Raw genomic sequence first — 25,721 nt, forward strand, 5'->3', positions numbered from 1 at the left:
TCTGCCATGCATCGGCAGACGATATCTCAGGAATCTGACTGCGTGCGATTATTTGCTCAATTAAGCTGGTACTTCACCCGTGAGTGGCGACGCTATCTCGGGGCGGTTGCCTTGCTTATTATCATTGCCATCTTGCAGCTTGTGCCGCCAAAACTGGTGGGCGTGATTGTCGATGGTGTTACCCAACAGACGCTTTCAGGCACCGACGTGTTGATGTGGATTGGCGTCATGCTGGTTATCGCGGTGGTTGTCTACATGCTGCGTTACGTCTGGCGCGTACTGTTATTCGGTGCGTCTTATCAACTCGCCGTTGAACTGCGCGAAGATTACTACCGTCAACTGAGCCGCCAGCACCCCGAATTTTACCTGCGTCACCGCACCGGTGATTTAATGGCGCGCGCAACAAACGATGTCGACCGTGTGGTATTTGCCGCTGGTGAGGGCGTATTAACGCTGGTGGATTCACTCGTGATGGGCTGCGCGGTGTTGATTGTGATGTCGACGCAAATCAGTTGGGAATTAACGCTGCTTGCGCTATTGCCGATGCCGGTTATGGCATTGGTTATCAAACGTTACGGCGACCAGCTACATCAGCGATTCAAACTGGCACAGGCTGCATTTTCCACGCTCAATGACCGCACTCAGGAAAGCCTGTCCAGCATCCGCATGATCAAAGCATTCGGGCTCGAAGACAGGCAGTCTGCGTTGTTTGCCGCTGAAGCAAAAGATGCCGGTGCGAAGAATATGAAAGTTGCCCGCGTAGATGCGCGTTTTGACCCAACGATTTATATCACTATTGGCACAGCAAACCTGCTTGCGATTGGCGGCGGCAGTTGGATGGTAATTCAGGGCACGCTGACGCTTGGGCAACTCACCAGCTTTGTGATGTACCTCGGCCTGATGATTTGGCCGATGCTGGCGCTGGCGTGGATGTTCAACATTGTTGAGCGTGGCAGCGCAGCGTACAGCCGTATTCGCAGCATGTTGGAGGAAGCGCCATCAGTGAAAGATGGCGAGCTAGAAGCGCCTGCCGGGCGCGGCACGGTGGAAGCCAATATTCAGGCGTTCCATTACCCACAAACTGCACGACCGACTCTTGAGAACGTTTCGTTTACCCTGAAACCGGGCGAAATGCTTGGCCTGTGCGGGCCAACGGGAGCTGGGAAAACTACCATTCTGTCGCTTATCCAGCGCCATTTTGATATCGACCAGGGCGAGATTTGCTTCCACGGGATCCCGCTGGCACAGATGCAACTCGACTCATGGCGTAGCCGCCTGGCGGTAGTCAACCAGACGCCTTTCCTGTTCTCCGACACGGTTGCCAGCAATATTGCGCTGGGTAAGCCGGGGGCCACGCAGGACGAAATCGAACATGTCGCAAGGCTTGCCAGCGTGCATGAAGATATTTTACGTCTGCCACAAGGCTATGAAACTGAGGTCGGCGAGCGGGGCGTGATGCTTTCCGGTGGCCAGAAACAGCGTCTTTCGATTGCGCGAGCATTGTTGCTCGATGCAGAAATTTTAATTCTCGATGATGCACTTTCTGCAGTTGATGGGCGTACAGAACACCACATTCTTCATAACCTGCGCCAGTGGGGCGAAAACCGCACGGTTATCATCAGTGCGCACCGTTTGTCGGCGCTGACCGAAGCCAGTGAAATTCTGGTAATGCAACACGGGCAGGTGGTGGAGCGTGGTAATCACGATGCGCTGGTGGGTAAGCCTGGTTGGTATCGCGATATGTATCGCTATCAACAATTGGAAGCGGCGCTGGATGATGCGCCAGAAGCAACGCCAGACGAGGAATCCGCCAATGCGTAAGGCAATCAAGCAGTGGCCAACTATCAAACGCTTGCTGGCCTACGGCTCACCGTGGCGTAAACCGCTCGCGGGAGCGGTTGTGATGCTGTGGATTGCGGCGGCTGCTGAAGTGACTGGTCCTATTCTGGTGAGTTATTTCATCGATAATATGGTGTCTGAACATCGGTTGCCGGTTGCCGCTGTGGCAGGGCTTGCGACTGCGTATTTGCTACTGTCGATTTCGGCCGCGGGCCTGCACTACTGGCAGGCATTGCTGTTTAACCAGGCAGCCGTTGGCGTAGTGCAAAAATTACGTACTGATGTAATGGATGCAGCACTACGCCAGCCATTAAGCACTTTTGATACCCAACCGGTTGGGCAGTTGATCTCGCGCGTCACTAACGATACCGAAGTGATCCGCGATCTCTACGTGACAGTGGTAGCCACCGTATTACGTAGTGCTGCATTGATTGGTGCGATGCTGGTGGCGATGTTCACACTCGACTGGCGCATGGCGACGGTGGCGATTTGCATCTTCCCGGCAGTGATTATCGTGATGTTTATTTATCAGCGATACAGCACCCCGATTGTGCGCCGCGTTCGTAGTTATCTGGCCGATATCAACGATGGCTTCAACGAAGTCATCAACGGCATGAGCGTTATCCAGCAGTTCCGCCAGCAGGCCCGTTTTGGCGAGCGTATGAATGCCGCGAGCCGCTCGCACTACATGGCGCGAATGCAGACTCTGCGCCTTGATGGCTTTTTACTGCGCCCGTTGCTTAGCCTGTTCTCTGCAATGGTGTTGTGTGGCTTGCTGATGCTATTTGGTTTTACCTCGGTCGGCACTATTGAAGTCGGCGTGCTGTACGCCTTTATCAACTACCTCGGGCGTCTTAATGAGCCATTAATCGAACTCACCACCCAACAATCCATGCTGCAACAGGCGGTGGTTGCAGGTGAGCGAGTATTTGAGCTAATGGACGGTAAGCGCCAGGATTACGGCAACGACGACCGCCCGCTTGAGAGCGGCCATATCGAAGTCGATAATGTCTCTTTTGCTTATCGCGGCGATCGCCTGGTATTGCAGGACATTAATCTGGATGTTCCTGCGCGCAGTTTTGTGGCGCTGGTGGGGCACACAGGCAGTGGGAAAAGCACTCTTGCCAACTTGCTGATGGGTTATTACCCACTCACCAACGGTGAAATCCGCCTGGATGGTCGCCCGCTTGATACCTTGAGTCATCGCGTGCTGCGCCAGGGTGTTGCAATGGTTCAGCAAGACCCGGTGGTGTTGGCTGATTCTTTCTTTGCCAACGTTACGCTTGGGCGTGACATCAGCGAAGATGCCGTCTGGCAAGCGCTGGAGACGGTGCAACTTGCGGACCTTGCTCGAACCATGGCTGATGGAATTCATACACGGCTGGGCGAGCAGGGTAATAATTTGTCCGTCGGCCAGAAACAGCTACTGGCGCTGGCTCGGGTGCTGGTGGATGCTCCGCAGATTCTGATCCTTGATGAAGCAACCGCAAATATCGACTCTGGCACCGAGCAGGCAATCCAACAAGCACTGGCAGCCGTCCGTGAGCACACCACGCTGGTCGTTATCGCGCACCGCTTATCGACTATTACCGATGCCGACACGATTCTGGTGCTGCACCGCGGGCAAGCTGTCGAGCGTGGCACACATAGCGAATTGCTGGCTGCACAAGGGCGTTACTGGCAAATGTACCAACTGCAACTGGCTGGTGAAGAATTAGCCGCCGCCACGCGTGAAGAACCCGCAACCGCGTAATGCACCAAAATCACGCATAAAGCCAATGGTTATCACCATTGGTGCAGAAGCGAAACGCACCATGCACTAAAATGGTGCGTTTTTATTCTCTAAGAACTTTCTTAATCCCAGTCATCGTAATTTCACTCCTGAAAATCCCCATTTGGCGCAGCTTAGCGCGCTGAAATAACCTCTTTTTCAAATTTGGCATGACCTTTGCTTTATCTAATTTGTATCGCAGAGGCAATTACCCAATTCTGACTGGAGGGGATCTATGAAGCTGGTTACCGTGGTGATCAAACCGTTCAAACTCGAAGACGTTCGTGAAGCATTGTCTTCAATCGGTATTCAAGGGCTGACCGTGACTGAAGTGAAAGGCTTTGGTCGTCAAAAGGGTCATGCAGAGTTGTACCGCGGTGCTGAGTACAGCGTCAATTTCCTGCCTAAAGTGAAAATTGATGTGGCAATTGCCGATGATCAACTCGATGAAGTTATTGATGTCATTAGCAAAGCTGCCTATACCGGCAAGATCGGCGATGGCAAAATTTTCGTTGCAGAGTTGCAACGAGTCGTCCGCATTCGTACCGGCGAAGCCGACGAAGCTGCACTGTAATCGTCTTGCCACTCGTGAAGGGATGGAAAAAATGAAAAAATTAGCCTCTATCTTAGGCGTTGTAGCCCTGGCACTTGCGCCATCAATTGCCCTCGCGGCACCGGCTGTAGTCGATAAAGCAGACAACGCCTTTATGATGATTAGCACCGCATTGGTGCTGTTTATGACAATTCCTGGGCTGGCACTGTTTTACGGCGGCCTGATTCGCTCTAAAAATGTGCTGTCAATGCTGACTCAGATTACGGTTACGTTTGCGTTGGTTTGTGTACTGTGGGTGGTTTACGGCTACTCATTAACCTTCGGTGCAGGTGGTAACTTCTTCGGTAACTTCGATTGGGTAATGTTGAAGAACATCCAGCTCACCGCGCTGACTGGTTCTTTCTACCAATATATTCATGTTGCGTTCCAGGGCTCCTTCGCCTGTATCACTGTTGGCCTGATTGTTGGTGCACTAGCTGAACGTATTCGCTTCTCGGCTGTACTTATCTTTGTCGTAATTTGGCTGACGCTTTCATACCTGCCGATTGCACATATGGTATGGGGTGGTGGTCTGCTGGCAACGCACGGTGCGATGGACTTTGCAGGTGGTACAGTGGTTCACATCAACGCCGCAGTAGCAGGCCTGGTGGGTGCATACCTGATTGGCAAACGTGTGGGTTATGGTAAAGAAGCCTTCAAACCGCACAACCTGCCGATGGTATTTACCGGTACAGCAATTCTCTATTTCGGTTGGTTCGGCTTCAACGCAGGCTCTGCAAGCGCTGCTAACGAAATTGCTGCATTGGCCTTTGTGAATACTGTTGTTGCAACAGCGGCTGCGGTACTCGGTTGGGTATTTGGCGAGTGGGCATTGCGCGGCAAACCATCTTTGCTGGGTGCATGTTCCGGTGCTATCGCAGGTCTGGTTGGTATTACTCCTGCCTGTGGTTATGTTGGTGTCGGCGGTGCATTGATTATCGGTATCGTTGCTGGTCTGGCTGGCTTGTGGGGCGTGACGCTGCTGAAAAAATGGCTGCGTGTAGATGACCCTTGCGATGTGTTCGGAGTCCATGGCGTGTGCGGTATCGTTGGTTGCATCATGACAGGTATCTTCGCCGCTCCATCCCTTGGCGGTGTGGGTTACGCAGAAGGCGTGACTATGGGCCATCAAGTACTGGTGCAGTTAGAAAGTATCGGTGTGACGATTCTGTGGTCTGCGGTAGTCGCATTCATCGGCTTCAAAGTTGCCGACCTGACTGTGGGCCTGCGTGTACCTGAAGAGCATGAGCGCGAAGGTCTGGATGTGAACAGCCACGGCGAAAATGCTTACAACGCATAAGTAAGACATTAAATAAAATAGCGGAGCACAGGCTCCGCTTTTTTTATGCTTTCAAGATTAACCCGGACAAAACCAAAAGTCGGTTCAGTTTCGCGTCAACTGGCACAATCTCAACCGCGCTTGCGCATCACGCCTTCCTGCACCGTTGACGCCACAAGAACGCCATCGCGTGAATAAAACTCACCGCGTACAAAACCACGTGCGCTCGAAGCTGACGTACTTTCCACGCTATACAGTAACCAGTCATTCATATCGAACGGACGATGGAACCACATTGAGTGATCGATGGTGGCAACTTGCATACCCGGCTCCAGGAAACCTACGCCGTGAGGCTGGAGGGCTACTGGCAGGAAGTTGAAGTCTGAGGCATAACCCAGTAAAGATTGTTGGATGCGCAAATCGGCTGGCATCTGACCATTTGCCCGCATCCACACCTGGCGTACAGGTTCATCGACGTGGCCCTGCATTGGGTTATGGAACACCACCGGGCGAATCTCCAGCGGCTTTTCACACAGGAACTTTTCTTTAAGCGTTTGAGGTAGAAGTTTCTCAAAAGCCATCGCAATTTCAGTTTCAGATTTCAGATTTTCCGGGGCAGGGGCTGTAGGCATGGTTTTTTGATGTTCAAACCCCGGCTCGGGCGCCTGGAAAGAAGCTGTCATGTAGAAAATCGGTTTGCCATTCTGAATCGCTGCCACGCGCCGAGCACTGAAACTATTGCCGTCGCGCAGAGTTTCCACATCATAAACAATCGGTTTTTGGCTATCGCCTGGGCGCAAAAAGTAACTGTGGAATGAGTGCACAAGACGGTCAACTGGCACGGTTTCTTTAGCGGCATATAACGCCTGGCCAACGACTTGTCCACCGAATACCTGACGTAAACCTAAGTCCTCGCTCTGGCCACGAAAAATACCTTCTTCAATCTTTTCCAGATTGAGTAATGCCAACAAATTGCTGAGCGCCTGACTCATAAAGTGTCCTCAGTAAAAAAATAAAATCGTGCAATTGGCCTGATTATAACAGGTTTCCAACATTCTCCACCCGCTGGCCCGACCTGATGATGTGTTTCGGTTTTGGGCAGAAATCAGTGATATGTGCCACACTTAGCATGATAAGCATGTTTAACCACTCATTACTTGTAGGCCCGTGGCCTGCTGGTGCATTGATAATAAGGAGAACAAATCAATGAAACTTGTGCACACGTTAAGTGGTTTAGCCATTGCCTTAGCAATGGCGGGATGCGCGCAGAAAAGTGCTGATATCCCAACGCCTGCACCTGCTGCAACGACCTCATCGGCAGCGGCAACGGCGCAGTCTGATATTAGACAGCCTAACGTTTCCGGTACGGTCTGGATTCGTCAAAAAGTTGCATTGCCGCCTGATGCGGTGCTCACTGTTACGTTGTCTGATGCCTCTTTGGCGGATGCTCCGTCAAAAGTGTTAGCGCAAAAAGCGGTGCGTACCGAAGGGAAACAGTCGCCATTCAGTTTTGTGCTGCCGTATAACCCGGCTGATATTCAGCCGAACGCGCGCATTATCCTGAGTGCGGCCATTACCGTGAACGATAAACTGATGTTTATCACCGATACCATTCAACCGGCTGTTAATCAGGGCGGAACAAAAGTGGATCTGACACTGGTTCCAGTTCAGCAAACAGCGGTTCCAGTTCAGACGAATGGCGGGGCGGTAACAACAGTGCCATTAACATCACCGACTCAGGTGAACCCTTCCTCAGCGGTTCCTGCGCCAACGCAGTTCTGATTGTGATGTCTAAGCGCCTCTGCGGAGGCGCTCTTTAGTAATTCCAGCGATAACGTTCCATATCTATATACCCATCTCCAGAAACCATAATGCCTTCTGAAAGCAGGGCTTGCCGTTGGCGTTGCAAATCCGGGCCAGTCAGAGATATCTGTCCATGACGATTGACCACTCGGTGCCAGGGCAGCTTACTGCCTTCGGGTAACCGTTTGAGTACGCCTCCCACTTGCCTTGCCGCACGCGGTGAACCTGCCAGGCGTGCTACGTCACCGTACGTTGTGACAAACCCTTCCGGAATAGCGGCGATAATTTGGTAAACACGTTGCGGGAATGAATCGTTGTCCATAGCAAACTCCAAAACAGCCAGGGTTTAGGATAATCGGCGGTTATCAAACAGGGAAGAAAAACAGCGGGTGCGCAAGAAAGCAACACCTGACCGCACCTTGCTTGCAATTGCATAGGGCAACGTGGATAATGCGCCAGCGCGTTAGGTAACTAGCGCTCTCAATGGGGGCCCTGTTGGTTCTCCCGCAACACTAATTTGTGAATTCGGTCAGGTCCGGAAGGAAGCAGCCGCAGCAGATGACGTGTGTGCCGGGATGTAGCTGGCAGGGCCCCCACCCAATTCTGGGTATCAAAGATTCAGCCTTAAATCCTCCAAACGTTTTAATCATATAAAACCGTGTACTTCTTAGACCACCATCCCTCTCCCTGTATAACTTCCAGTTTGTGCCAGGTGTTCCCAAATAGGTTGTAACCGTTCAAGTGCAGCACGCATTTGCGTAGGCTCTAGTGTGAACGGTAGCCGTAAATAGCGCTCAAATGCGCCTTCTGACCCAAAACGTGGCCCGGCACCAATACGAATGCCGATGGCCTCAGCACTGGCCGCAAAAACCGTAGCCAGTGGTTTTGGCAGTTCAATCCACCAGGATAAACCACCTTGTGGTATCACCGTCATTTTCCAGTCCGGGAATAATTCTTTAACGACTTCCGCACAGGCATCACGTTGCTGACGTAGCATTTCGCGGCGTTGCGGCTGGAAGTTTTCGGCCTCATTAAACAGATTGATGGCGGCAAGCTGTTCAAGAATGGGAGACCCTAAATCTAAGGAATCGCGAATTTGAATCAGCGAGGCAATCGTGCGTGAGTCGGCGCGTATCCAGCCTAAACGCAGGCCGCCCCAAAAACTTTTCCCCGCAGAACCCAGCGTGATAATCCTGTCGGCCTGATCAAATGCGGCCAACGGTGGCGGCGGGGGAGCGTCATACCACAGGTCAACCATGGTTTCATCGGCCACAATAGTGGTGCGTGTTCGTGCGGCAATTTCTGCGATGGCCTCGCGGGTTTGCGCATCCATACAAAGCCCGCTGGGATTATGGAAATCTGCCAGCAAATAGGCCAGCCGTGGCGAGGTTTGTGCAATGGTGGCGGCTAATCCTTCGGTGTCCCAACCGTGTTCGGTCAGGCTCACAGGAACAGGGCGGCACGACGCACCTTTGATTGCGCTAAGTGCCATCGGGTAAGTGGGATTATCGAGAACCACGCGATCGCCAGGCCCCGTCAGCAGCCGCAGAATCAGGCCAAAGCCGCTTAACGCGCCATTGACCACCATGATTTGCTCAGCGGTTGTCGGCAACCCTCTTTCGACATAACGCTTTGCAATCACCTGACGTAATTCGGGCAAGCCTTGTTGATTGTATCCGGTGCTGCCGAGATGTTCCGGCAGCGCGATCAGGGCGTTCGCATAAGCCTGATGAATTTCCGGCCCGGCAGACAGTGCTGCGGTTGAAAGATCCAGTGTGGTGGTGCGTCCAGGTAATGGCGAAACGGTTTGCGTGCCTTCAGGCAACATAGTGACGGAACCCGAACCCTGGCGGCTTGCCAGATATCCCTCATCACGTAGTTGTGCCAGCGCAGTTGCCACTGTAGTTCGGCTAATGCCCAGGGCCATTGCCAACTCACGCTCGCCCGGCAGGCGGCTATCAAGTGGCAGTCGCCCATCCAGAATCAACAACCGTAATCCATCTGCCAGTTGCCGGTAAACCGCGGTACGCGGTAAATCCTGATGCCAGTTACCCAGCAATTTTACCAGTGATGATGAGCCTGTTCTGCGCTGTGCCATAGCAATCCACTTTTTGATAACTGGACCTTAATATCATATCCATTTTGGTTGAAAGTAAAGCCACGAAAGAATTCTGAGGTGAATAACATGATCGCTCGTCGCTTGCTGCAACTGTATACCGGGCTGGTTTTATATGGGGTTTCCACGGCGATGTTCGTGCGGGCCAATTTAGGGGCCGATCCCTGGAACGTGTTTCACCTCGGCGTGGCGCGGATCTTCTCTTTGAATATTGGCATGGTGATGATCGTGGTTGGCGCGCTGGTGTTGCTGCTGTGGATTCCGCTGCGCCAGAAACCTGGATTGGGGACGATAAGCAACGTGATTGTTTTGGGGCTTGCAGCTGATGCGGCATTGGCATTAATGCCGCCGATTGAGTCATTGGTGGCACGAAGCTTCCTGCTCTTTGCCGCTATTTTGGTGAATGCCATTGCGACCGGAATGTATATCGGTGCGGGTTTTGGCTCTGGCCCTCGTGATGGCTTGATGACTGGAATCAATGCCCGTACTGGCTGGTCTTTGCGTAGTGTGCGAACAGCGATTGAGTTGACGGTTTTACTGGCCGGTTGGCTGATGGGAGGCACATTTGGTGTGGGTACGGTGTTGTACGCGCTGGCAATCGGCCCGCTTATCCAGATCTGTTTACCATGGTTCCGTATTGTACCCAGAGCACAAAAAAACCTGGTTGAACCGACCGTCGTACCCTAATGTTGAAGCCAAACCCCCATTGGATGAGGTAGCGATGAATAGCAAGGTAATCAGCAACGCGGCGGCGCACTGGAATAGCCATCAGTTGGCTGAAATTCTTTCCCACTGTTTTGAAGGGTATTTGGTCCCTTTCACTATTGATGGTGAAACTTTTGCGTCACGTTTTAGTGCTGAAGATCTCAGTCTCAATGACAGCCGAGTCTGGACGCAAAATGGTGAGCCAAAAGCGCTGGCGCTCATCACGCGGCGTGGGCAGAGCTGTCGCCTTGCTGCATTCGCGATTCGTCCTGAATTGCGTGGGCAGGGATTTGGCAAACAGTTCATGCAGGAGTTAATTGATGGTGCGCGAGCCCGTGGTGACCGTAACTTTTGGCTGGAAGTTATTGTTGGCAACGAGAATGGAGTGTCACTGTATGAACGTATGGGGTTTGTTCGCCAGCAGACATTGGTCGGGTTTGATACCATTCAGTCGCCGCAGTTTACAGAAACCGGCGAATTGCAGGAAATCGACCCGCTAGTGATGGCGAAAAAAATGATGATGGACGAAAGCCTGAATCTGCCGTGGTTAAGCGCGCCTGAAACGCTATATAAATTACCGGGCAAAGCATTCGTTCTCAATGACACTGCATACGCAATGGTTGCCACAACCCCTAAGCCCAGATTACGGATGCTCTATGTTGACCCGATGGCACGTGGCAAAGGGCAGGCGAAAAAATTGCTTACGCTATTACGTGAGCGTTTTCCTGGATTATTTACCGCAACAGCTATCCCTGAGCAATTGGCACCTCTTTATCTGAGCAGCGGCTACCGTCAGGATCCCATTACCCAATATGAGATGCTGCTCAAATTATGAACAGGTAGTGTCCATTCTTAACGACTAAACTTATCAATCGTAATCATCACGGGTGGCAATTATCTACCCGTATTCCCCACACTGTGGAGGTTCACAATGAATTATGTTGATGGTTTTGTTGTTGCTGTACCCGCAGCAAAAAAGGATGAATACAAGCATTTAGCCGCAAAAGCCGCACCGTTGTTTAAAGAGTTTGGTGCGTTACGTGTCGTGGAATGTTGGGCCGACGATGTGCCCGATGGCAAACTCACTGATTTTCGCATGGCGGTGAAAGCCGAAGAGAGCGAAGAAGTGGTGTTTAGCTGGATTGAATATCCCTCCAAAGAAGTGCGCGATGCCGCAAATGCGAAAATGATGGATGACCCACGGATGAAAGAGTTTGGCGAGTCGATGCCGTTCGATGGCAAACGGATGATTTATGGCGGCTTTGCGCCAATTCTTGACGAGTAACGTCACGCGGGCGGCGCTGACATCATATCGAGCGTCACCCGCATGAACTCCCGCTACAACTGCAATTCCCGCAATAATCCAAACGCCAGTTTCATGTGTGCTTCGCTGACGATAAACGCCCGTAACTGCTGCGCTTCGTCATAGCCTTTGGCTATCAAACCTTGCGGCTCGGCGCAGATTTGCCAGGCTAAATCATTACGTTGCGTTTCACCCGCCAGATGCAGTGGCAGCTCCGGCGTTTTCACTTTCACCAGCATCGCGGGGAGATTCAGGCCGTCGGCGGCACCGAGCAGATTTTTGGCCAGCGTCATGGCGCTAAACTGAATCGGTTGCAGGAATGGCAGCACTTTGCCGTCGATTTCTGCGCAATCACCAAGGGCGTAAATATTCGCATCGGATGTCTGCAACTGGCGGTTCACCTGAATACCGCGATTCACCGCAAGCCCGGTGTGTTGCGCCAGCCCGACGTTTGGATGCAGGCCAATCGCCGCCACAACAGCATCCACATTGACGATTCGCCCGTTGCTCAACGCCGCATTGATTCCCTGTGGCGTTTTGCTCAGTGATTCAAGGCGCTGATTAAACAGCAGTTCGACACCCATCTGGTTCAGGCGCTGTTGTAAGCGGCTGCTGACTTCCGCAGGCATCAGCGAAGCGAGCAGGCTGGAGGCATTATCCACCAAAATCACCTGCTTCCCGGCGCGGCAAAAATCCATCGCCAGTTCGGTGCCAATCAAACCACCGCCCAGAATCATCACGCGGCGTGCATCATGTAATGACGTTTCACAGGCCAAATATTCTTGTTGGCTGTTGAGCGTCAGCATCAACTCTTTGCCTGCAATCGGCGGCAGCAGGGCGCTTGAACCGGTTGCCAGCACCAGTTTGTCGTACGGCCATTGCTGATCGCCACATTTTACCAGGCGCTCGCGAGTGTTAATTTCCGACACCCAACTGTTGGCGTTGAGCGTTAAATTAAACTGCTCGGCAAACTCCCCGGCACGCTGCCGGGTGAGGTCGTCTGCACGCTGATTCAGGCTGATAACATGGCTGAGATCGGGCTTGTTGTACTCGTCCATGCTGTCGGCGGCAATCATGCGCACCGGCACCTGCGCGTCATGTTTGCGGATATTTTTCACCAGTTGGCGGGCGGCAAAGCCCGAACCGATTATCACAATGCCATGATTCATTTTGCCTCCGTTGCCAGCACATCAAAGACGTCTTTCCCAAGCGAGCATTCAGGACACAGGAAGCTGTCCGGGACTTCGCTCCACGGTGTTCCCGGCGCGACATCCTGCATCGGTTCGCCGGTTTGTGGGTCGTAAATCCACTGGCAAACGCTGCACTGCATGCGCGGGCCTAAATCGGCGCAGCCTGGATTTTCAACGACGCTTTCTTGCAGCGCTGGCGTTGACGCAGAAACCAGCGGCGTTAACGCCCACTGACGGGCGATTTCACGCCCATGCTCGCGGCAGATTTCCAGCGCGTCGATATCCGGACGCCATTTCGCTTTCAGGCTCAGCGACATTTCAAAACCGGCATCCTGCAAGCGCGTTGAAAGACGGTCAACCGCGCCGCCGCTCCAGCCGTGAGAGCCAAACGCGCTGCCGCGTTTATTGCGAAAACGCAGCCCAGTCATTTCCTCAACCAGCCCGGCAATTTTCGGCATCATCACGTTATTCATCGTTGATGTGCCGACCAGCACGCCCTTGGAGCGGAAAACGTTGGTCAGAACTTCGTTTTTATCATGGCGGGCGACGTTAAAGATTTTCACCGCCACGCGCGGATCGACTTCGGCAATCCCTTGCGCAATTGCATCCGCCATCATGCGGGTGTTGTTGGACATGGTGTCGTAGAAAATGGTGATGCGATCTTCCTGATAATCAGCCGCCCACTTTAAGTACAACTCCACGATTTGTGTTGGGTTATCACGCCATACCACACCGTGAGATGTCGCAATCATATCTACCGGCAGATTGAAGCCGAGAATTTCGGTGATTTTGGGAGTTACCAGGCGGCTGAACGGCGTCAAAATGTTGGCGTAGTAACGCTGGCACTGCTCGAACAATTCAGCCTGGTCGACTTCATCGTTAAACAGATGTTCATCGCAATAGTGCTGACCAAAGGCGTCGTTGCTGAACAGCACCGCGTCGCCGGTCATATACGTCATCATGCTGTCCGGCCAGTGCAGCATCGGCGTTTCAACGAAGATGAGCTGCTTGCCGTTGCCGATATCCAGGCTGTCGCCGGTTTTCACGACGTGGAAATTCCACTCCGGGTGATGGTGGTGGCCATTAATCGAATCGATGCCGTTGGCAGTGCAGTAAATTGGCGTGTTTGGGATGCGCGACATCAGCTCGGTCAGCGCGCCCGCGTGGTCTTCTTCCGCGTGGTTAATGATGATGTAATCCAGCGTATTCAGGTCAATTTCAGCCGCCAGATTTTGCACAAATTCGCGGCTAAACTTATGGTCAACCGTATCAATCAGCACCGTCTTTTCTTCACGAATCAGGTAACTGTTATAGCTACTGCCTTTCAGCGTTTTATATTCGGTGCCATGAAAATCACGCACTTCCCAGTCACGTTGACCGACCCATTGGATATTGTTTTTAACCTGAATAGCCATTGAAAGTACCTCAAATAGAATTAAAAAAACGATGCTCGTATTTGATGTATTACAATCGCCATGCCAACTTTTTATTTTATTGATTTATATGATTATTTATGTTTTTTGTAAACTGTCGTTTGTCAAAATGACAATGAAAAATTTTGTCTTTTTGACAATTAGATTGTCTTTATGACTACCAAGGGCTAAGTTAGCCGAATCGTCGTCTGGAGCCGCCTATGAGCCTTTCAATTACCTCCCTTGCCAACATTGCCATTGACCTGCAAAGCGGCATTTCTCATCAGGATCGTTTCGCGCGTTTGATTCGGACGCTGCGCCAGCTTTTGGGTGGTGATGCCACGGCGTTGTTGCGTTACGAAGCGCGGCAGTTTCGCCCGCTGGCGATTGATGGCCTGGCGCAGGATGTGCTCGGGCGGCGGTTTGATCTGGATGAACATCCACGTCTTGAAGCTATTGCGCGCGCAGGCGATGTGGTGCGTTTCCCGGCGGACAGCGAATTACCCGATCCTTACGATGGGCTCATTCCTGATCATACCGATTTAAAAGTCCATGCCTGTCTCGGCCTGCCGCTATTTGCCGACCAAAACCTGATTGGCGCGTTAACAGTGGACGGTATGGACCCTTTGCAGTTCGATCATTTCAGCGATGAAGAGTTGCGCTTAATTAGCGTGTTGGCAGCAGGTGCTTTGAATAACGCCTTGCTGATGGAACAGCTTGAAAATCAAACGCCTGCGGTTGTCTCCACTCCCATTACGAGCAAAACCAGCAGCGCCGAGATGGTGGGCTTGTCTACTGGGATTATGCAGCTTAAGAAAGAGATCGAAATTGTCGCCGGTTCTGACCTGAATGTGCTGATAACGGGGGAGACGGGTGTTGGGAAAGAGCTGGTGGCGCGTGCCATTCACAGTGGATCGGCGCGGGCGGCGAATCCGCTGGTGTATCTGAACTGCGCGGCTCTGCCGGAAAGCGTGGCGGAAAGTGAACTGTTCGGCCACGTCAAAGGGGCGTTTACCGGCGCGATTCACCATCGAACCGGAAAGTTTGAAATGGCGGATAACGGCACGCTGTTCCTTGATGAAATAGGGGAGCTGCCATTAACGTTACAGGCAAAATTATTGCGAGTTTTACAGTATGGCGATATTCAGCGTGTGGGCGATGACAGCAGCCAAAGGGTAAATGTGCGGGTGCTGGCGGCGACCAATCGCGACTTAAAGCAGCAGGTACTGTCGGGTGATTTTCGTGCCGATCTATTCCATCGTTTAAGCGTCTTCCCACTGCATGTTCCACCGCTACGTGAGCGCGGAGATGACATCACTCTATTAGCTGGGTTTTTCTGCGAGCAAAGCCGCGTAAAAATGGGGCTGAAACAGGTCGCCTTGACGGATAGCGCTCGGGAATTACTGCGTCGATATGACTGGCCTGGAAATATTCGCGAGCTGGAGCATGCTCTTTATCGCGCCACTGTGCTTGCGCGCTCCGGTAAACCAGATGGCGAAATCTGGTTGGAACCACAACATTTTCAACTAACAGATACTGAAGCTAAACCTGCTAGTACAGCTGTTGCCCGCGTGGCTGAGGTCGATAACTTACGGACGGCGACTGATGATTTCCAGCGGCGGATTATTATCAGCACGCTGGAGGCTAATGCGGGGAATTGGGCTGCGAGTGCCCGGCAGTTGCAGTTAGATGTTGCTAATTTACACCGCCTGGCGAAACGTCTCGGTGTGAAGTAGTTTTTTCAGGGGATTTTTGATTTCCTGACACAAGAGCTTGCTACCCACTCGATAAATTCATTTTTAGGCAGGGCTTTACTGAAGAACCAGCCCTGTCCGTACTGCACACCCTGTTTGCGTAGCCATGCCGCCTGGCTGGGGGTTTCAATGCCTTCGGCCACCATCAAAATCCCCAGAGCCTTTGCCATTTCAATAATATGCGGAGTGACATTTTTATATTCGAGGGCATCGACGAATGATTTATCTATTTTAAGGGTATCAACATCGAGATCTTGTAAATAACTCAGGCTGGAATAACCGGTTCCAAAATCATCAATATAGATGGTATGCCCGGCATTTCGATATTGCGCGATAATCGGTGCTGTAATTTTCGGATCAGAAAATCCACGTTCAGTAATCTCAAATGCTATTTGTTTTGGATTAACTGAATAACGTGCCAGGTACGGACGAGTAATATCAAGAATATGCAGGCTACGGGCATCCTGAACACCCATGTTCACAGAAATATGATAGTGAGGGTGCTTGCTTAACCAGTCGCCCAACTCGAGGAAAATGCGCTTAATGACCAGCTCTGTTAATTGTGTTACCAACCCGGTTTGCTCCGCCAGTGGGATAAACACATCCGGGTTTAACATTGAGCCATCTTGTTGCTGCCAACGAATTAAGGCTTCCGCGCCGACAATTTCGCCGCTTTGAAGATGAACAATAGGTTGATAAACCACGCTAAATTCATTGTTTTTGATAGCGTCCATCAGCCTGTTACGAGGCGATAACAACCGACGCAAAATACGAATTAAGAGTCCACCAGCAACGAGGCTTATGATTAAGCCTACTGGTAGCCAGATAAACAATTGCTTATACCAGGCGGTCGTCATGGGTTCCATTGACGCCCAGGCAATCATGGCCAGGCCAAGATTATTATCCCGGCGAATCACATAGAAATTGTCGTTGCTCTGAAATTCGTCCGTACCTTTTTCTAGCGCTTCGTGCCATGTCTCGGAAATATATCGACTGTTGCTGGCAATAAGCTGATTATTATGCAGTCCAATCATCGCAATATTTAGCGTGTGATTACCAAAGGGGAGAACATCAATAAATGACATTGGGTCAATTAATGCAAGGTGAGGTTTCTTGCCGATATATACCATCTTGCGTTGAAAATCGGGTATCGGTGGAGTGGTATACCAGGCGTTAAAACCATGAATACCCTGACGGTCCGGTTTACCTAATGTAGCACTACGAGTAATGGACTCCAGTGAAGTACACAAAACATGCTCATCTTCCTGGAACATCACTTCTTGCACGTAGCGATATTCAAGAGCGACACGATGCATGGCTTCCGCGTGTGCTTGCGAACATGTATTGTCATTAAAGCGGTTAATATCATTAATCGCAGAAACAGCCTGGTCGATGACCTTGTCAGTGCGAAGCAAAGCGTGATCGGCAAACTCTACTAATTCATCGTGAAATGCGTGTTCGGCATTACGATGAGCGAGATAAATGCTTAACAGAATGGGTAGCAAAACTGCCAAAATAAGTACACCGCTTACCAGGCTGATGAGCTTTCGGGATGTCATTCTTTTAGACCCAGTTAAGAAGTTAGTTTTTATAATGGTTTTTCATAGACGAGAACAGTGTATCTCACATGAATAGGCGATGTTATGTTTTCCTCTGCCTATGCGGTGGGATAACCTGTGAAAGTGAGTGACTGGTGAGCAATAAATGAAGAAAAAAGAGTTTGTTATTCAGGATCTGTTGAGCAAAATTTATCAGCACAACGATAACCAAAGGCGAAAATTACCGCCTGAGCGCCAATTAGCATTGGAATATGATGTCTCGCGTTTCACGATTCGTAAAGCGCTGGAAAAGCTGGTCAGCATTGGGGTCATTGAGATTATTCAGGGCTCCGGGATTTGGATTAATCCGCAGGCCAGAAATAACCCATTGGTCTATAACTCCATCACCGAAAAGCATTTCGACCAGATAGCTTTTCGCATGGTTAATCTGCATAAGAAATTACCCAATCGCGAAGAGCAGCAAGTATTTGGTCTGGGTAAAGAGGACTACATTTGGCAATTTTGCCGCCTGCGTTATGTTGAAAATCAAAAGATACAAATTGAGATTTCGCGCATGCCAGTACAGGATTTTCCAGATCTGAACCAGCAGGTCATCGAGCGCTCGATTCAAAAATATGTGCTGAGTAAAGGGTTGCGGATTTCGCACCTGTTAACCAGTTATCAGGCGGTAGCAGTCAGTAAAGAGCAGGCGGTATTGCTGGAGTGTAAAAAAGGTATCCCGGCGATGCACATCATCAACCGGGGAATTCTTGAAGGAGGACGGGTTTTTGAAATCAGCGATATCATTGATATCAATTATTCCTGTACCTACGTTACCCCCTATAACCACGATAATTTGGCCTGGCGGCAGGGCATTCAGGGAGTGTGAATGGCTCCGTTAGGTAAGCGGCTTTGCGTCCACTCATGTGGGCGATATTCCACCGGGAAGGTTTCCGCTCTTTGTTGGTCGAAACCTACGCCAATACCCGGTTTTTCAAGCGGATAAATATAGCCCTTCTCCGCAACCGGGCTCCCTGGAAAGACCGATTCGGTATTTGGTTTATTTGGAATAAATTCCTGAATCGCTGCATTGTGCAGATGGATATTTAAATGGGTATTTACCGCTACGCCAATTGGCGTCATATCCGATGGGCCATGCCATGCCAGGCGTACACCGAATGCCTGACATAGAATAGCGAGCTTCAATGCAGGGGTGATTCCACCAATTTGCGAAACATGGCAGCGGATAAAATCGATGCGGCGATTAACAATCAAATCATGCCATTCGGCAGGGTTATTAAATAGCTCCCCCAAAGCAAGTGGAACCGAAGAATGCGCGCGAACCTGCTCAAGCCAGGCGCTTTGTTGCGGCGGTAAAATATCTTCGATAAACCATGGCTGGTATGGCTCAAGAGCTTTTGCCAATTGCACCGCTTGTTGTGGGAACAGACGCTCATGTACATCGTGAAGTATATGGAACTGGTTGCCGTACTTTTCGCGCAGAGCCTTAAACATTGCCACAGTATTGGCCATGTATTCGTCCTGATCGTAGTAGGCACCGGGAGTAGGTATCTTTGTGGCATGCAACCCCTGAGGTGTTCCGCCATAAAACCCTAACTGACAGCGAATATAGCGATAACCTTGTGCCAAAAGTTTGTCGACTTCCAGATACAAGCCTTCAAGCGTTTCACTGGCGGCGTGGCTATATGCTGCGATAGCGTCTTTCGATTTACCGCCAAGAAGTTGGTATAGCGGCATTCCTGCCAGCTGGCCTTTAATATCCCAAAGTGCCATATCGACACCTGCGATAGCGTTATTGATAACCGGTCCGTTGCGCCAGTAAGCGTTGACCATCATCATCTGCCACAGATCTTCAATGTTATTGGCATCGCGCCCTATTAGCAGTGGTTTGAGATATTCATCGACCATCACTTTTACCGCCAGGGGGCGTTGCTGGAAGGTCGCACATCCATGACCTATTACACCCTTATTGGTGGTGACACGCACCGTAATCAGGTTGTGACGGTCAGGGCGGGTAATAAAACATTCAATATTTTCAATAATGGTTGGTTGCACGAGATTACTCCACAGACCTTGTCAATCGCGGTCATTTACTCATCAATTAAAGGCTTCTGTTATTTACTATCACCTTATTTTTATATGTGGGTAAACCATTATTTTTGCTTATTTTTATTGGTCCGTAAAATAGTTGAATGTGACCTAAAAACCATACCAATTTGTCAGTTTGATGTGTTTAATGCCCTTTGTTAGGAGTAATTGTGATGTTGCTCAAAGTTTATTGGTTTGTTTTGGTTCTTTCGATTCTCTACCATCTCAGGCATTCAACACATAATAATTAGTAATTCTTTGGGAGCGACAGATGGGGACTCGTGATGCCATTAATAATATTATTCACCTTGTAGGTGGTGCGGATAATATTAACAAAGCCTGGCACTGTATGACGCGCTTGCGCTTCTCTCTGATTGATGAGAATAAAATTGATCAGTCCGAAATTAAAAAAATCCCCGGTGTATTAGGGGCGCAGATCCAGAGTGACCAATTCCAGATTATTATTGGCCCGCAGGTGAACAGTTGGTACGAACAGCTGAGCAGCGCGCTGGATACATCTGGTGAGCAAATTGCCCCCGCGACTCACAAGAAAGCCCGTAAAAGCCTGGTGTCGATGTTTATGGATACCGTATCGGGCGTGTTTGGGCCGATTGTTCCCGCTATCGCTGGCGCCGGGATGATCAAAGGTCTGTTAGCAGGCTTGATTGCGCTTAAATTCGTTTCGGCAAAAAGCGATACGGTAATTGTCATCGATTTAATTGCCAGCGGCGTGTTCTATTTTTTACCGTTTTTCCTCGCTATCTCTGCGGCACGTATCTTTAAAACTAATGAATACCTGGCCGCAGCGGTGGCGGCCTGCCTGATGTATCCATCGCTTATCGAAGCAGCAAAGTTACTGGCAAGCCATGCGCCGAATGCTGTCGATACGTTCTATTTTCTGAACGTGGTACCGGTTTCGGTATTTAACTACGCCTCAAGCGTGATCCCGGTGATTTTCTCTGTTCTGGCCCTGAGCTACATCCATCGATGGGTGGACCGGTTTATGCCAGATGTATTGAAAACGGTATTTACTCCGACGCTCACTTTGTTCCTCGCCGCGTTAGTTGCGCTGGTGGTGATCGGGCCGTTGGGGATCTATCTGGGTAAAGCATTGGCGTGGTTTATTGAGGGGTTGTTTGGTGTATCCGCAAGTTTTGCCGGATTGGTAGTGGGGGCCATTCGCCCGGTAGCGATTTTGACCGGAATGCACCATGCAATGACACCAATCGCGCTGCAAAACTTTACCGACCGCGGCTACGACATGCTGATGCCAATGATGTTTATGGCTAATATGGCGATTGCCGGATCAACGTTTGCCATCTGGAAGCAAAGTAAATCTCGCGAAGAAAGATCGGTGGTTCTGCCTGCTGCTATTTCCGCATTACTGGGTATCACCGAACCTGCGCTGTTTGGTGTTCTGACGCGCTACAAGAAAGCGTTTATCGCCGCCACGGTTGCCAGCTCCATCGCCTCGGCATTTATTGCCTTCTTCGGTGTGCGTTTGTATGGCTATATTTTGTCGAGTATTTTCAGCCTGCCGGCTTACATCGGGCCATACTTTATCTTTGCTTTGATGGGAGTGGCGCTGGCATTAGGATTATCATTTACTCTGACTACTTTGTTGGTGCGCGAGAAAGCCTGAAAAACTGGCGGATGACGCTTGCGCTTATCCGCCCTCCGAAAGTTTGCGAAATTAACGTCGGTGCGCCAGGCGGCGCACCAGACGGTCTCCAATACTTTGTACTAATTGCACCATCACCACCAGAATGACAACGGTGCCAACCATGACCTGGTCATTAAATCGCTGATAACCGTAGCGAATTGCGAGGTCTCCCAAGCCGCCACCGCCAATCACACCAGCCATCGACGAAAAGCCGATTAGCATTACGATGGTAAGGGTGATCCCTGCAAGCAGAGCAGGCAGCGCTTCGGGTAGCAGTACTTTGCTGATGATATGCCAGACATTTCCTCCCATGGATAAAATGGCCTCAATGCGACCTTTATCGACCTCATCTAACGCGTTTTCTACTACCCGCGCAAAGAAGGGGAAGGCGCCAATTGTTATCGGAACCACTGCGGCTGTGCTGCCTAACGTGGTGCCGATAATTATGCGGGTAAAGGGGATCAGCGCAATTAACAGCACAATAAACGGCAGTGAACGACCGATATTCACGACACTACCAATGACCTGATTGAATAGCGGAGCGGGCAATACTCCATCACGGCGAGTGAGGAATAACAGCACCCCCAACGGCAATCCAATCAGCACGGTAAAGAGTGCCGCGAGGCTTACCATGTATAGTGTATCCAGTGAGCCATCTAACAGTAATGGCCATAAATCATCCCAGTCTAGGCGACTTCGCATAATAGACTCCTTGTCACGCCGATACGGCGTAAGAATGCTTGTTCGGCCGCATCTCCAGGGAGTAACGCCTGGCGCAGACGGGAGCTGGGGATGAGCAGTAATTCAGACAACGAGCCGCTTTCTATAAGCCTGCCGTTTTCCAGCAATGCTGCGTGGTCGCAAATAGCTTTCACGACTTCAAGTTGATGGGTTATCAGCACAATGGTGACACCCAGTTTATGGTTAATATTTTTCAGTAGTGCCAGCACGGACGCGGTAGTTTCACTATCTAATGCGCTGGTTGCTTCATCACACAGCAGAACATCAGGATGAGCAGCCAGCGCGCGAGCAATCCCCACACGCTGTTTTTGCCCACCGGATAGCTGAGAAGGAAAAGCCTGTGCTTTATCGCTAAGGCCGACTAACTCGAGTAGCTCAGTGATGCGTTTTTGACGCTTTTCACGGGGAAGTCCTGCAATTTCTAACGGTACGGCGATGTTGTCCGCCACATTTCGCGCATGAATCAGGTTGAAGTGTTGGAATACCATTCCGGTGCGTTGGCGGTGTACCCGCAACTCGCGATTATTAAGAGTGGTGATATCGACACCTTGCATCAGAATGCGGCCCGAAGTGGGCCGCTCCAACAAATTAAGGCAGCGAATCAAGGTGCTTTTTCCAGCGCCGCTGCGCCCGAGAATGCCGTAGATTGCGCCGTCTGGCACAGTCAGTGAGACATCATCCAGTGCCGGTTGGCCTCCTCCGGCATACACTTTGCTCAGCCGCTCTAGGGTTATCATGACTGTGGTGTAGCAACCGGGATCACTGAGCCATTAAATCGCTTGCGAATAAAATCAGCAACCTGCGGTGATTGCAGATCTTTCGCCAGCTCCTTGATGCGTGGGTCGTTTGCCAGATTTGGGTTGGTGACCAGAATATTGGCATACGGGTTATGAGTGGCACTTTCCAACCCCAGCGCATCTTTTGACGGCGTTAATCCAGCTTCCAATGCGTAGTTACCATTAATCACGGCTAAATCGACATCATCCAGCGAACGCGGCAGTTGCGGTGCTTCGATTTCAATAATCTTCAGCTTTTTAGGATTGCTGGCTATATCGCGCGGTGTCGCCTGGTTTTGCGCGGCATCTTTAAACTCAGGTTTCAGGGTGATAAGCCCTTTGTCCTGCAAAAGATAGAGTGCCCGACTTAGGTTGGTGACGTTATTTGGTAAGGCGATGGTGGCGTTTTCCGGCACCGCTTTCAGGTCTTTATATTTGTGTGAGTAAATCCCCAGTGGCTCGATGTGAACCGTGGCGGCAACGGTGAATTTTTTACCTAACGCTTTCTCCTGGTCGCGTAAATACGGAACATGCTGGAAGTAGTTGGCGTCCACATCGCCGTTGGCCAGCAGTTCGTTGGCATTTACGCCGTTACTGAGCTCAATGACTTTGAGCTTTAAATTAGGATCGAGTTTCTGCACAAAGGCCAGAATTTCTGCGTGTGGTACAGCATCTGCTGCAATGCGTAAGGTATCTGCTGCTTGAGCGCTGAAAGCCAGAGTCAAAGACAGTGCGATCCCTGCCAGTTTAAAAGAGGCATATTTCATGGGGGTTTCCTTCAATATTTAAGCGATGAGTTCAGTGCTGCTACGCAAGACATCCGGGTAATAACGTTCTGCCACGTCGGGATGAGATCGCAGGCGGCCTTTCAGGTAGTTCCAGCCAACATCACGCAGTAACGGGTTATGAGGATCGCTTTCCGGGCCATGAGCCTGGCTTGCAAGCTCAGGAGGCAATGTATAAACCGGAACCACGGTATCTAACTGTGCGCCGAGGAAAAATGCGATGGACTGGCGCTCCTGCCCAGGCGGAGGAGAAACCACGCGATGGACCGTGGCGCGTAAGTAGCCGTTGGTTGCCAGTTCAAGCAACTCACCAATATTCACCACAAAGCTACCGGGTAAGGGGGCTGCATCTATCCAGTTATCGGGGCTGACTTCAACCTGTAAACCCTGCTGCCTGTCTTGTAGCAGAAAGCTTAGGAAGCCGGAGTCCTTGTGAGCGCCAACACCCTGATTGCTATCGGTAGCCTGTTGGCCTGGATAGCGAATCAGCTTGATATGCTCGTTAGGTTTGTTGCCATACAGGTCATCAAAGCTATTAGCCGGTAACTTCAACGCTAATGCAAAAGTGCGTAGTAATTTCAACGCCACAGCGGTCATTTCACGCTGAAATTGCAACAGAGTCGGCTTGAGAGTTGGCAACGATTCAGGCCACAGGTTGGGCCCTTGCAGACGCAGCCAGCCAGGTTGTGATGGACTGACGGAAAGTATCGGGCGTTCAGCGCCAATATCAAATTGCTCACGCCAGTCAGGTTTACCACGTGTTAATTCGCTGGCGGCGCGGTTATAACCGCGAAAATGCGGGGAGTGAATCATCGCGACTTTTTGTTTTTCTGCGTCAGGCAAAGAGAAAAACAGCTGGGCTTCATCCTGAACGGCCTGTTGCAGTTCCGGGCTGATGCCATGATTTATCAGATAAAAGAAGCCGATGTCACGAGCAGCATGGCGTAGTTGTTCAAGAAAGGCTGCGCGATCGGTATCGGTGCCATCAAGGGCTAAGAGATCGAGTATTGGCAATGCCTGGGTCGTTGTTTTGCTCATTTTGAACTCCACGTAATTCAGATGTTTTCCCGTCACGTTTTGATGTTTTAGCCCAACAATAATTTTCACAACGACAGCGCTGACTCATGGTTTATCCCTTCTGGATTGATGTGTTGTTCGTGGAAATGACATTGCCGCAACTGCGTCACGCTGCCCAATATTGTTATCTTCTAAGTTATTGCTGGGCTGGGTTCTAAGCATTTGCAGAATTTGGCAATCAACGGTTCTTAAGCTTTGTTGCCAAACAGGCTTGCTTTTTTTTCATTCATCTTTTATTTTATTGTTATGTTATAACGTATCCTGGAAAAGAAAATGAAACGTGACATCCATCCTTTCTATCGAACAGTCGTGTTCCACGACACCACCGCCAATGAGTTCTTTAAAGTGGGTTCGACTATCAAGACAGACCGGGAAATTGAGCTTGAGGGTGTGAAATATCCCTATATCACGCTGGAGGTTTCATCGGCCTCTCATCCACATTACACCGGTAAACAAAGAACATTCACCAACGAAGGTAGTCCGGCTCGTTTCCAGCAGCGTTTCGGTCATTTTTTTGGCAAGGGAGAGTAAGAGATGCAGGTTCTGAATTCATTACGTAGTGCAAAGCAGCGCCATCCAGATTGCCAGCTTGTGAAGCGTAAAGGGCGGCTGTATGTGATTTGCAAAAGTAACCCGCGTTTCAAAGCGGTGCAGGGCGGGAAGAAGCGGCGTTAAGACAAGGGGCACTTCGCCCCTTGGCTCTTATAAGCTGTGAACGTTACGGACGTCCGAGCGAGAAAATATCGTAAAATGAGAGCTCGCCTTTCGTCGCCACCATCTTATGCAGTAGCGATTTTTGTTGTTCGTCAACACCAGGGGAATGCAGGATTTTATCGATCAATGTGGGTGGAACGTTACGCGTGTTGTACCACTCACCGTTATAGCAAACGCGTAAATCAAGCACATCAATATCGTCATAGCGATAACGGGGATTCACATCAAAAAAGAAAAAGCCGTTTAGCAGCGCAAACAACACAACCAATAACCAAACCGATCCCGACAGAGTATCCGATTCCAGCATCACCCATAGTGTTGCGAACCAACCTATCCACATGCCGATAAATAACCCCGGATGCTTACGAATAAAGCTGATGCTAAAACGCGGGCGATTGTCGCGTTTTTCTTCCGCATTGAGTTGTTCGATTGTATCGGTGAGCAGACGCTGAATTTCAGTCATGATGGCCTTCTGAACAGGAACGCGACAGGCAGAGAACTGTTATTTTAAGAAGCCCTGCGAGGGTAAAAAAGTAACAGTTTAGCCATAAAAA

The 25,721-nt window shown here is 50.6% G+C and carries 25 protein-coding genes and 1 other RNA gene; 14 read left to right on the plus strand and 12 right to left on the minus strand.

Annotated features, from left to right (window positions below; all coding sequences use genetic code 11):
* Positions 1–42: 42 nt before the first annotated feature.
* The 4 genes from GC128_RS13550 to amtB all read left to right on the plus strand — a co-directional run bounded on the left by GC128_RS13550 (position 43) and on the right by amtB (position 5,502).
* Positions 43–1,821 (plus strand): SmdA family multidrug ABC transporter permease/ATP-binding protein, encoded by a 1,779-nt coding sequence (locus GC128_RS13550; protein ID WP_151994750.1) that lies wholly within the window; start codon positions 43–45, stop codon positions 1,819–1,821.
* A complete protein-coding gene (locus tag GC128_RS13555) occupies positions 1,814–3,592 on the plus strand; it encodes a SmdB family multidrug efflux ABC transporter permease/ATP-binding protein (RefSeq protein ID WP_151994887.1) in 1,779 nt (592 codons plus the stop codon). The genes GC128_RS13550 and GC128_RS13555 overlap by 8 nt, the downstream gene beginning before the upstream one ends.
* Before the next feature lie 253 nt (positions 3,593–3,845).
* Positions 3,846–4,184, plus strand: coding sequence for a P-II family nitrogen regulator (gene glnK, locus GC128_RS13560; protein ID WP_034458018.1), 339 nt, complete (start codon positions 3,846–3,848; stop codon positions 4,182–4,184).
* Between the two features lie 31 nt (positions 4,185–4,215).
* Positions 4,216–5,502 carry an ammonium transporter AmtB gene (gene amtB / locus GC128_RS13565; protein WP_151994751.1) on the plus strand — a complete coding sequence of 429 codons (1,287 nt, stop codon included), beginning with the start codon at positions 4,216–4,218 and terminating at the stop codon, positions 5,500–5,502.
* A gap of 110 nt (positions 5,503–5,612) precedes the next feature.
* Here the strand turns inward: amtB and tesB are convergent, their stop codons facing one another.
* On the minus strand, positions 5,613–6,473 hold the full coding sequence (tesB, locus tag GC128_RS13570) for an acyl-CoA thioesterase II (protein WP_151994752.1): 861 nt from the start codon (positions 6,471–6,473) through the stop codon (positions 5,613–5,615).
* A gap of 214 nt (positions 6,474–6,687) precedes the next feature.
* Here tesB and GC128_RS13575 point away from each other — a divergent pair, with 214 nt between their 5' ends.
* Positions 6,688–7,263, plus strand: coding sequence for a YbaY family lipoprotein (locus GC128_RS13575; protein ID WP_151994753.1), 576 nt, complete (start codon positions 6,688–6,690; stop codon positions 7,261–7,263).
* 34 nt (positions 7,264–7,297) lie between these two features.
* On the opposite strand, the gene GC128_RS13580 is transcribed toward GC128_RS13575, so the two are convergent.
* The gene (locus GC128_RS13580; protein ID WP_151994754.1) at positions 7,298–7,606 is read right to left on the minus strand and encodes an MGMT family protein; all 309 of its coding nucleotides are present in this window, start codon (positions 7,604–7,606) and stop codon (positions 7,298–7,300) included.
* 171 nt (positions 7,607–7,777) lie between these two features.
* Between GC128_RS13580 and ffs the strand changes: the two genes are divergently transcribed.
* Positions 7,778–7,874: signal recognition particle sRNA small type (gene ffs / locus GC128_RS13585), an RNA gene on the plus strand.
* 77 nt (positions 7,875–7,951) lie between these two features.
* Here ffs and yczR read toward each other — a convergent pair.
* Positions 7,952–9,382, minus strand: a complete 1,431-nt coding sequence (gene yczR / locus GC128_RS13590; RefSeq protein WP_151994755.1) for a MocR-like transcription factor YczR — start codon at positions 9,380–9,382, stop codon at positions 7,952–7,954.
* A gap of 90 nt (positions 9,383–9,472) precedes the next feature.
* Between yczR and yczE the strand changes: the two genes are divergently transcribed.
* From yczE to GC128_RS13605, 3 genes are all read left to right on the plus strand, one after another.
* A complete protein-coding gene (gene yczE, locus GC128_RS13595; RefSeq protein ID WP_151994888.1) occupies positions 9,473–10,087 on the plus strand; it encodes a membrane protein YczE in 615 nt (204 codons plus the stop codon).
* Between the two features lie 34 nt (positions 10,088–10,121).
* Positions 10,122–10,940, plus strand: coding sequence for a GNAT family N-acetyltransferase (locus tag GC128_RS13600; RefSeq protein WP_151994756.1), 819 nt, complete (start codon positions 10,122–10,124; stop codon positions 10,938–10,940).
* 96 nt (positions 10,941–11,036) lie between these two features.
* Positions 11,037–11,390 carry a DUF1428 domain-containing protein gene (locus tag GC128_RS13605; RefSeq protein WP_151994757.1) on the plus strand — a complete coding sequence of 118 codons (354 nt, stop codon included), beginning with the start codon at positions 11,037–11,039 and terminating at the stop codon, positions 11,388–11,390.
* A gap of 53 nt (positions 11,391–11,443) precedes the next feature.
* Here the strand turns inward: GC128_RS13605 and norW are convergent, their stop codons facing one another.
* Positions 11,444–12,577 carry an NADH:flavorubredoxin reductase NorW gene (gene norW, locus GC128_RS13610; RefSeq protein ID WP_151994758.1) on the minus strand — a complete coding sequence of 378 codons (1,134 nt, stop codon included), beginning with the start codon at positions 12,575–12,577 and terminating at the stop codon, positions 11,444–11,446.
* Complete coding sequence (gene norV / locus GC128_RS13615) at positions 12,574–14,013, minus strand: anaerobic nitric oxide reductase flavorubredoxin (protein ID WP_151994759.1); 1,440 nt, start codon at positions 14,011–14,013, stop codon at positions 12,574–12,576. The genes norW and norV overlap by 4 nt, the downstream gene beginning before the upstream one ends.
* Before the next feature lie 218 nt (positions 14,014–14,231).
* Between norV and norR the strand changes: the two genes are divergently transcribed.
* On the plus strand, positions 14,232–15,746 hold the full coding sequence (gene norR / locus GC128_RS13620; protein WP_151994760.1) for a nitric oxide reductase transcriptional regulator NorR: 1,515 nt from the start codon (positions 14,232–14,234) through the stop codon (positions 15,744–15,746).
* A gap of 5 nt (positions 15,747–15,751) precedes the next feature.
* On the opposite strand, the gene GC128_RS13625 is transcribed toward norR, so the two are convergent.
* Positions 15,752–17,323, minus strand: a complete 1,572-nt coding sequence (locus GC128_RS13625) for an EAL domain-containing protein (protein WP_151994761.1) — start codon at positions 17,321–17,323, stop codon at positions 15,752–15,754.
* 145 nt (positions 17,324–17,468) lie between these two features.
* On the opposite strand from GC128_RS13625, the gene GC128_RS13630 reads away from it, so the two are divergent.
* Positions 17,469–18,191 carry a GntR family transcriptional regulator gene (locus tag GC128_RS13630; protein WP_151994762.1) on the plus strand — a complete coding sequence of 241 codons (723 nt, stop codon included), beginning with the start codon at positions 17,469–17,471 and terminating at the stop codon, positions 18,189–18,191.
* Here the strand turns inward: GC128_RS13630 and GC128_RS13635 are convergent.
* A complete protein-coding gene (locus tag GC128_RS13635; RefSeq protein ID WP_151994763.1) occupies positions 18,179–19,378 on the minus strand; it encodes an enolase C-terminal domain-like protein in 1,200 nt (399 codons plus the stop codon). The two genes, GC128_RS13630 and GC128_RS13635, sit on opposite strands and share 13 nt — an antisense overlap.
* A 304-nt stretch (positions 19,379–19,682) precedes the next feature.
* On the opposite strand from GC128_RS13635, the gene GC128_RS13640 reads away from it, so the two are divergent.
* Positions 19,683–21,053: a PTS transporter subunit EIIC gene (locus GC128_RS13640; protein ID WP_151994764.1), complete on the plus strand. Its 1,371-nt coding sequence runs from the start codon at positions 19,683–19,685 to the stop codon at positions 21,051–21,053.
* A 51-nt stretch (positions 21,054–21,104) separates the two neighbouring features.
* On the opposite strand, the gene GC128_RS13645 is transcribed toward GC128_RS13640, so the two are convergent.
* From GC128_RS13645 to GC128_RS13660, 4 genes are read right to left on the minus strand one after another with little or no spacing between them, the layout of a single operon-like run.
* Entirely contained in the window at positions 21,105–21,776 is a 672-nt protein-coding gene (locus GC128_RS13645) for a methionine ABC transporter permease (protein WP_151994765.1), read from the minus strand.
* Positions 21,761–22,552 carry a methionine ABC transporter ATP-binding protein gene (locus GC128_RS13650; protein ID WP_151994766.1) on the minus strand — a complete coding sequence of 264 codons (792 nt, stop codon included), beginning with the start codon at positions 22,550–22,552 and terminating at the stop codon, positions 21,761–21,763. The genes GC128_RS13645 and GC128_RS13650 overlap by 16 nt, the downstream gene beginning before the upstream one ends.
* Positions 22,549–23,358: a MetQ/NlpA family ABC transporter substrate-binding protein gene (locus tag GC128_RS13655; RefSeq protein ID WP_151994767.1), complete on the minus strand. Its 810-nt coding sequence runs from the start codon at positions 23,356–23,358 to the stop codon at positions 22,549–22,551. Before GC128_RS13655 ends, GC128_RS13650 begins: the two co-directional genes overlap by 4 nt.
* An 18-nt stretch (positions 23,359–23,376) precedes the next feature.
* Complete coding sequence (locus GC128_RS13660; RefSeq protein ID WP_151994768.1) at positions 23,377–24,414, minus strand: isopenicillin N synthase family dioxygenase; 1,038 nt, start codon at positions 24,412–24,414, stop codon at positions 23,377–23,379.
* 312 nt (positions 24,415–24,726) lie between these two features.
* On the opposite strand from GC128_RS13660, the gene GC128_RS13665 reads away from it, so the two are divergent.
* On the plus strand, positions 24,727–24,984 hold the full coding sequence (locus GC128_RS13665; RefSeq protein WP_151994769.1) for a type B 50S ribosomal protein L31: 258 nt from the start codon (positions 24,727–24,729) through the stop codon (positions 24,982–24,984).
* Positions 24,985–24,987: 3 nt separating this feature from the next.
* Positions 24,988–25,128, plus strand: coding sequence for a type B 50S ribosomal protein L36 (ykgO, locus tag GC128_RS13670; RefSeq protein WP_151994770.1), 141 nt, complete (start codon positions 24,988–24,990; stop codon positions 25,126–25,128).
* Positions 25,129–25,171: 43 nt separating this feature from the next.
* Here ykgO and GC128_RS13675 read toward each other — a convergent pair whose 3' ends face one another.
* On the minus strand, positions 25,172–25,630 hold the full coding sequence (locus GC128_RS13675; protein WP_134183996.1) for a YlaC family protein: 459 nt from the start codon (positions 25,628–25,630) through the stop codon (positions 25,172–25,174).
* Between the last annotated feature and the right edge of the window lie 91 nt (positions 25,631–25,721).

The sequence above is a fragment of the Buttiauxella massiliensis genome (genome assembly GCF_902500225.1).
Classification (GTDB): Bacteria; Pseudomonadota; Gammaproteobacteria; order Enterobacterales; family Enterobacteriaceae; genus Buttiauxella; species Buttiauxella massiliensis.

Bases quoted from the DNA above. Each gene is read 5' to 3' on its own strand.
- GC128_RS13575 (WP_151994753.1), top strand. From the start codon at position 6,688: ATGAAACTTGTGCACACGTTAAGTGGTTTAGCCATTGCCTTAGCAATG.
- GC128_RS13580 (WP_151994754.1), bottom strand. From the start codon at position 7,606: ATGGACAACGATTCATTCCCGCAACGTGTTTACCAAATTATCGCCGCT.
- GC128_RS13555 (WP_151994887.1), top strand. From the start codon at position 1,814: ATGCGTAAGGCAATCAAGCAGTGGCCAACTATCAAACGCTTGCTGGCC.
- GC128_RS13630 (WP_151994762.1), top strand. From the start codon at position 17,469: ATGAAGAAAAAAGAGTTTGTTATTCAGGATCTGTTGAGCAAAATTTAT.
- GC128_RS13600 (WP_151994756.1), top strand. From the start codon at position 10,122: ATGAATAGCAAGGTAATCAGCAACGCGGCGGCGCACTGGAATAGCCAT.
- ykgO (WP_151994770.1), top strand. From the start codon at position 24,988: ATGCAGGTTCTGAATTCATTACGTAGTGCAAAGCAGCGCCATCCAGAT.
- glnK (WP_034458018.1), top strand. From the start codon at position 3,846: ATGAAGCTGGTTACCGTGGTGATCAAACCGTTCAAACTCGAAGACGTT.
- GC128_RS13660 (WP_151994768.1), bottom strand. From the start codon at position 24,414: ATGAGCAAAACAACGACCCAGGCATTGCCAATACTCGATCTCTTAGCC.
- GC128_RS13640 (WP_151994764.1), top strand. From the start codon at position 19,683: ATGGGGACTCGTGATGCCATTAATAATATTATTCACCTTGTAGGTGGT.
- GC128_RS13650 (WP_151994766.1), bottom strand. From the start codon at position 22,552: ATGATAACCCTAGAGCGGCTGAGCAAAGTGTATGCCGGAGGAGGCCAA.
- yczR (WP_151994755.1), bottom strand. From the start codon at position 9,382: ATGGCACAGCGCAGAACAGGCTCATCATCACTGGTAAAATTGCTGGGT.
- norW (WP_151994758.1), bottom strand. From the start codon at position 12,577: ATGAATCATGGCATTGTGATAATCGGTTCGGGCTTTGCCGCCCGCCAA.
- tesB (WP_151994752.1), bottom strand. From the start codon at position 6,473: ATGAGTCAGGCGCTCAGCAATTTGTTGGCATTACTCAATCTGGAAAAG.
- GC128_RS13665 (WP_151994769.1), top strand. From the start codon at position 24,727: ATGAAACGTGACATCCATCCTTTCTATCGAACAGTCGTGTTCCACGAC.
- GC128_RS13605 (WP_151994757.1), top strand. From the start codon at position 11,037: ATGAATTATGTTGATGGTTTTGTTGTTGCTGTACCCGCAGCAAAAAAG.
- GC128_RS13655 (WP_151994767.1), bottom strand. From the start codon at position 23,358: ATGAAATATGCCTCTTTTAAACTGGCAGGGATCGCACTGTCTTTGACT.
- norV (WP_151994759.1), bottom strand. From the start codon at position 14,013: ATGGCTATTCAGGTTAAAAACAATATCCAATGGGTCGGTCAACGTGAC.
- norR (WP_151994760.1), top strand. From the start codon at position 14,232: ATGAGCCTTTCAATTACCTCCCTTGCCAACATTGCCATTGACCTGCAA.
- amtB (WP_151994751.1), top strand. From the start codon at position 4,216: ATGAAAAAATTAGCCTCTATCTTAGGCGTTGTAGCCCTGGCACTTGCG.
- GC128_RS13675 (WP_134183996.1), bottom strand. From the start codon at position 25,630: ATGACTGAAATTCAGCGTCTGCTCACCGATACAATCGAACAACTCAAT.
- GC128_RS13625 (WP_151994761.1), bottom strand. From the start codon at position 17,323: ATGACATCCCGAAAGCTCATCAGCCTGGTAAGCGGTGTACTTATTTTG.
- GC128_RS13645 (WP_151994765.1), bottom strand. From the start codon at position 21,776: ATGCGAAGTCGCCTAGACTGGGATGATTTATGGCCATTACTGTTAGAT.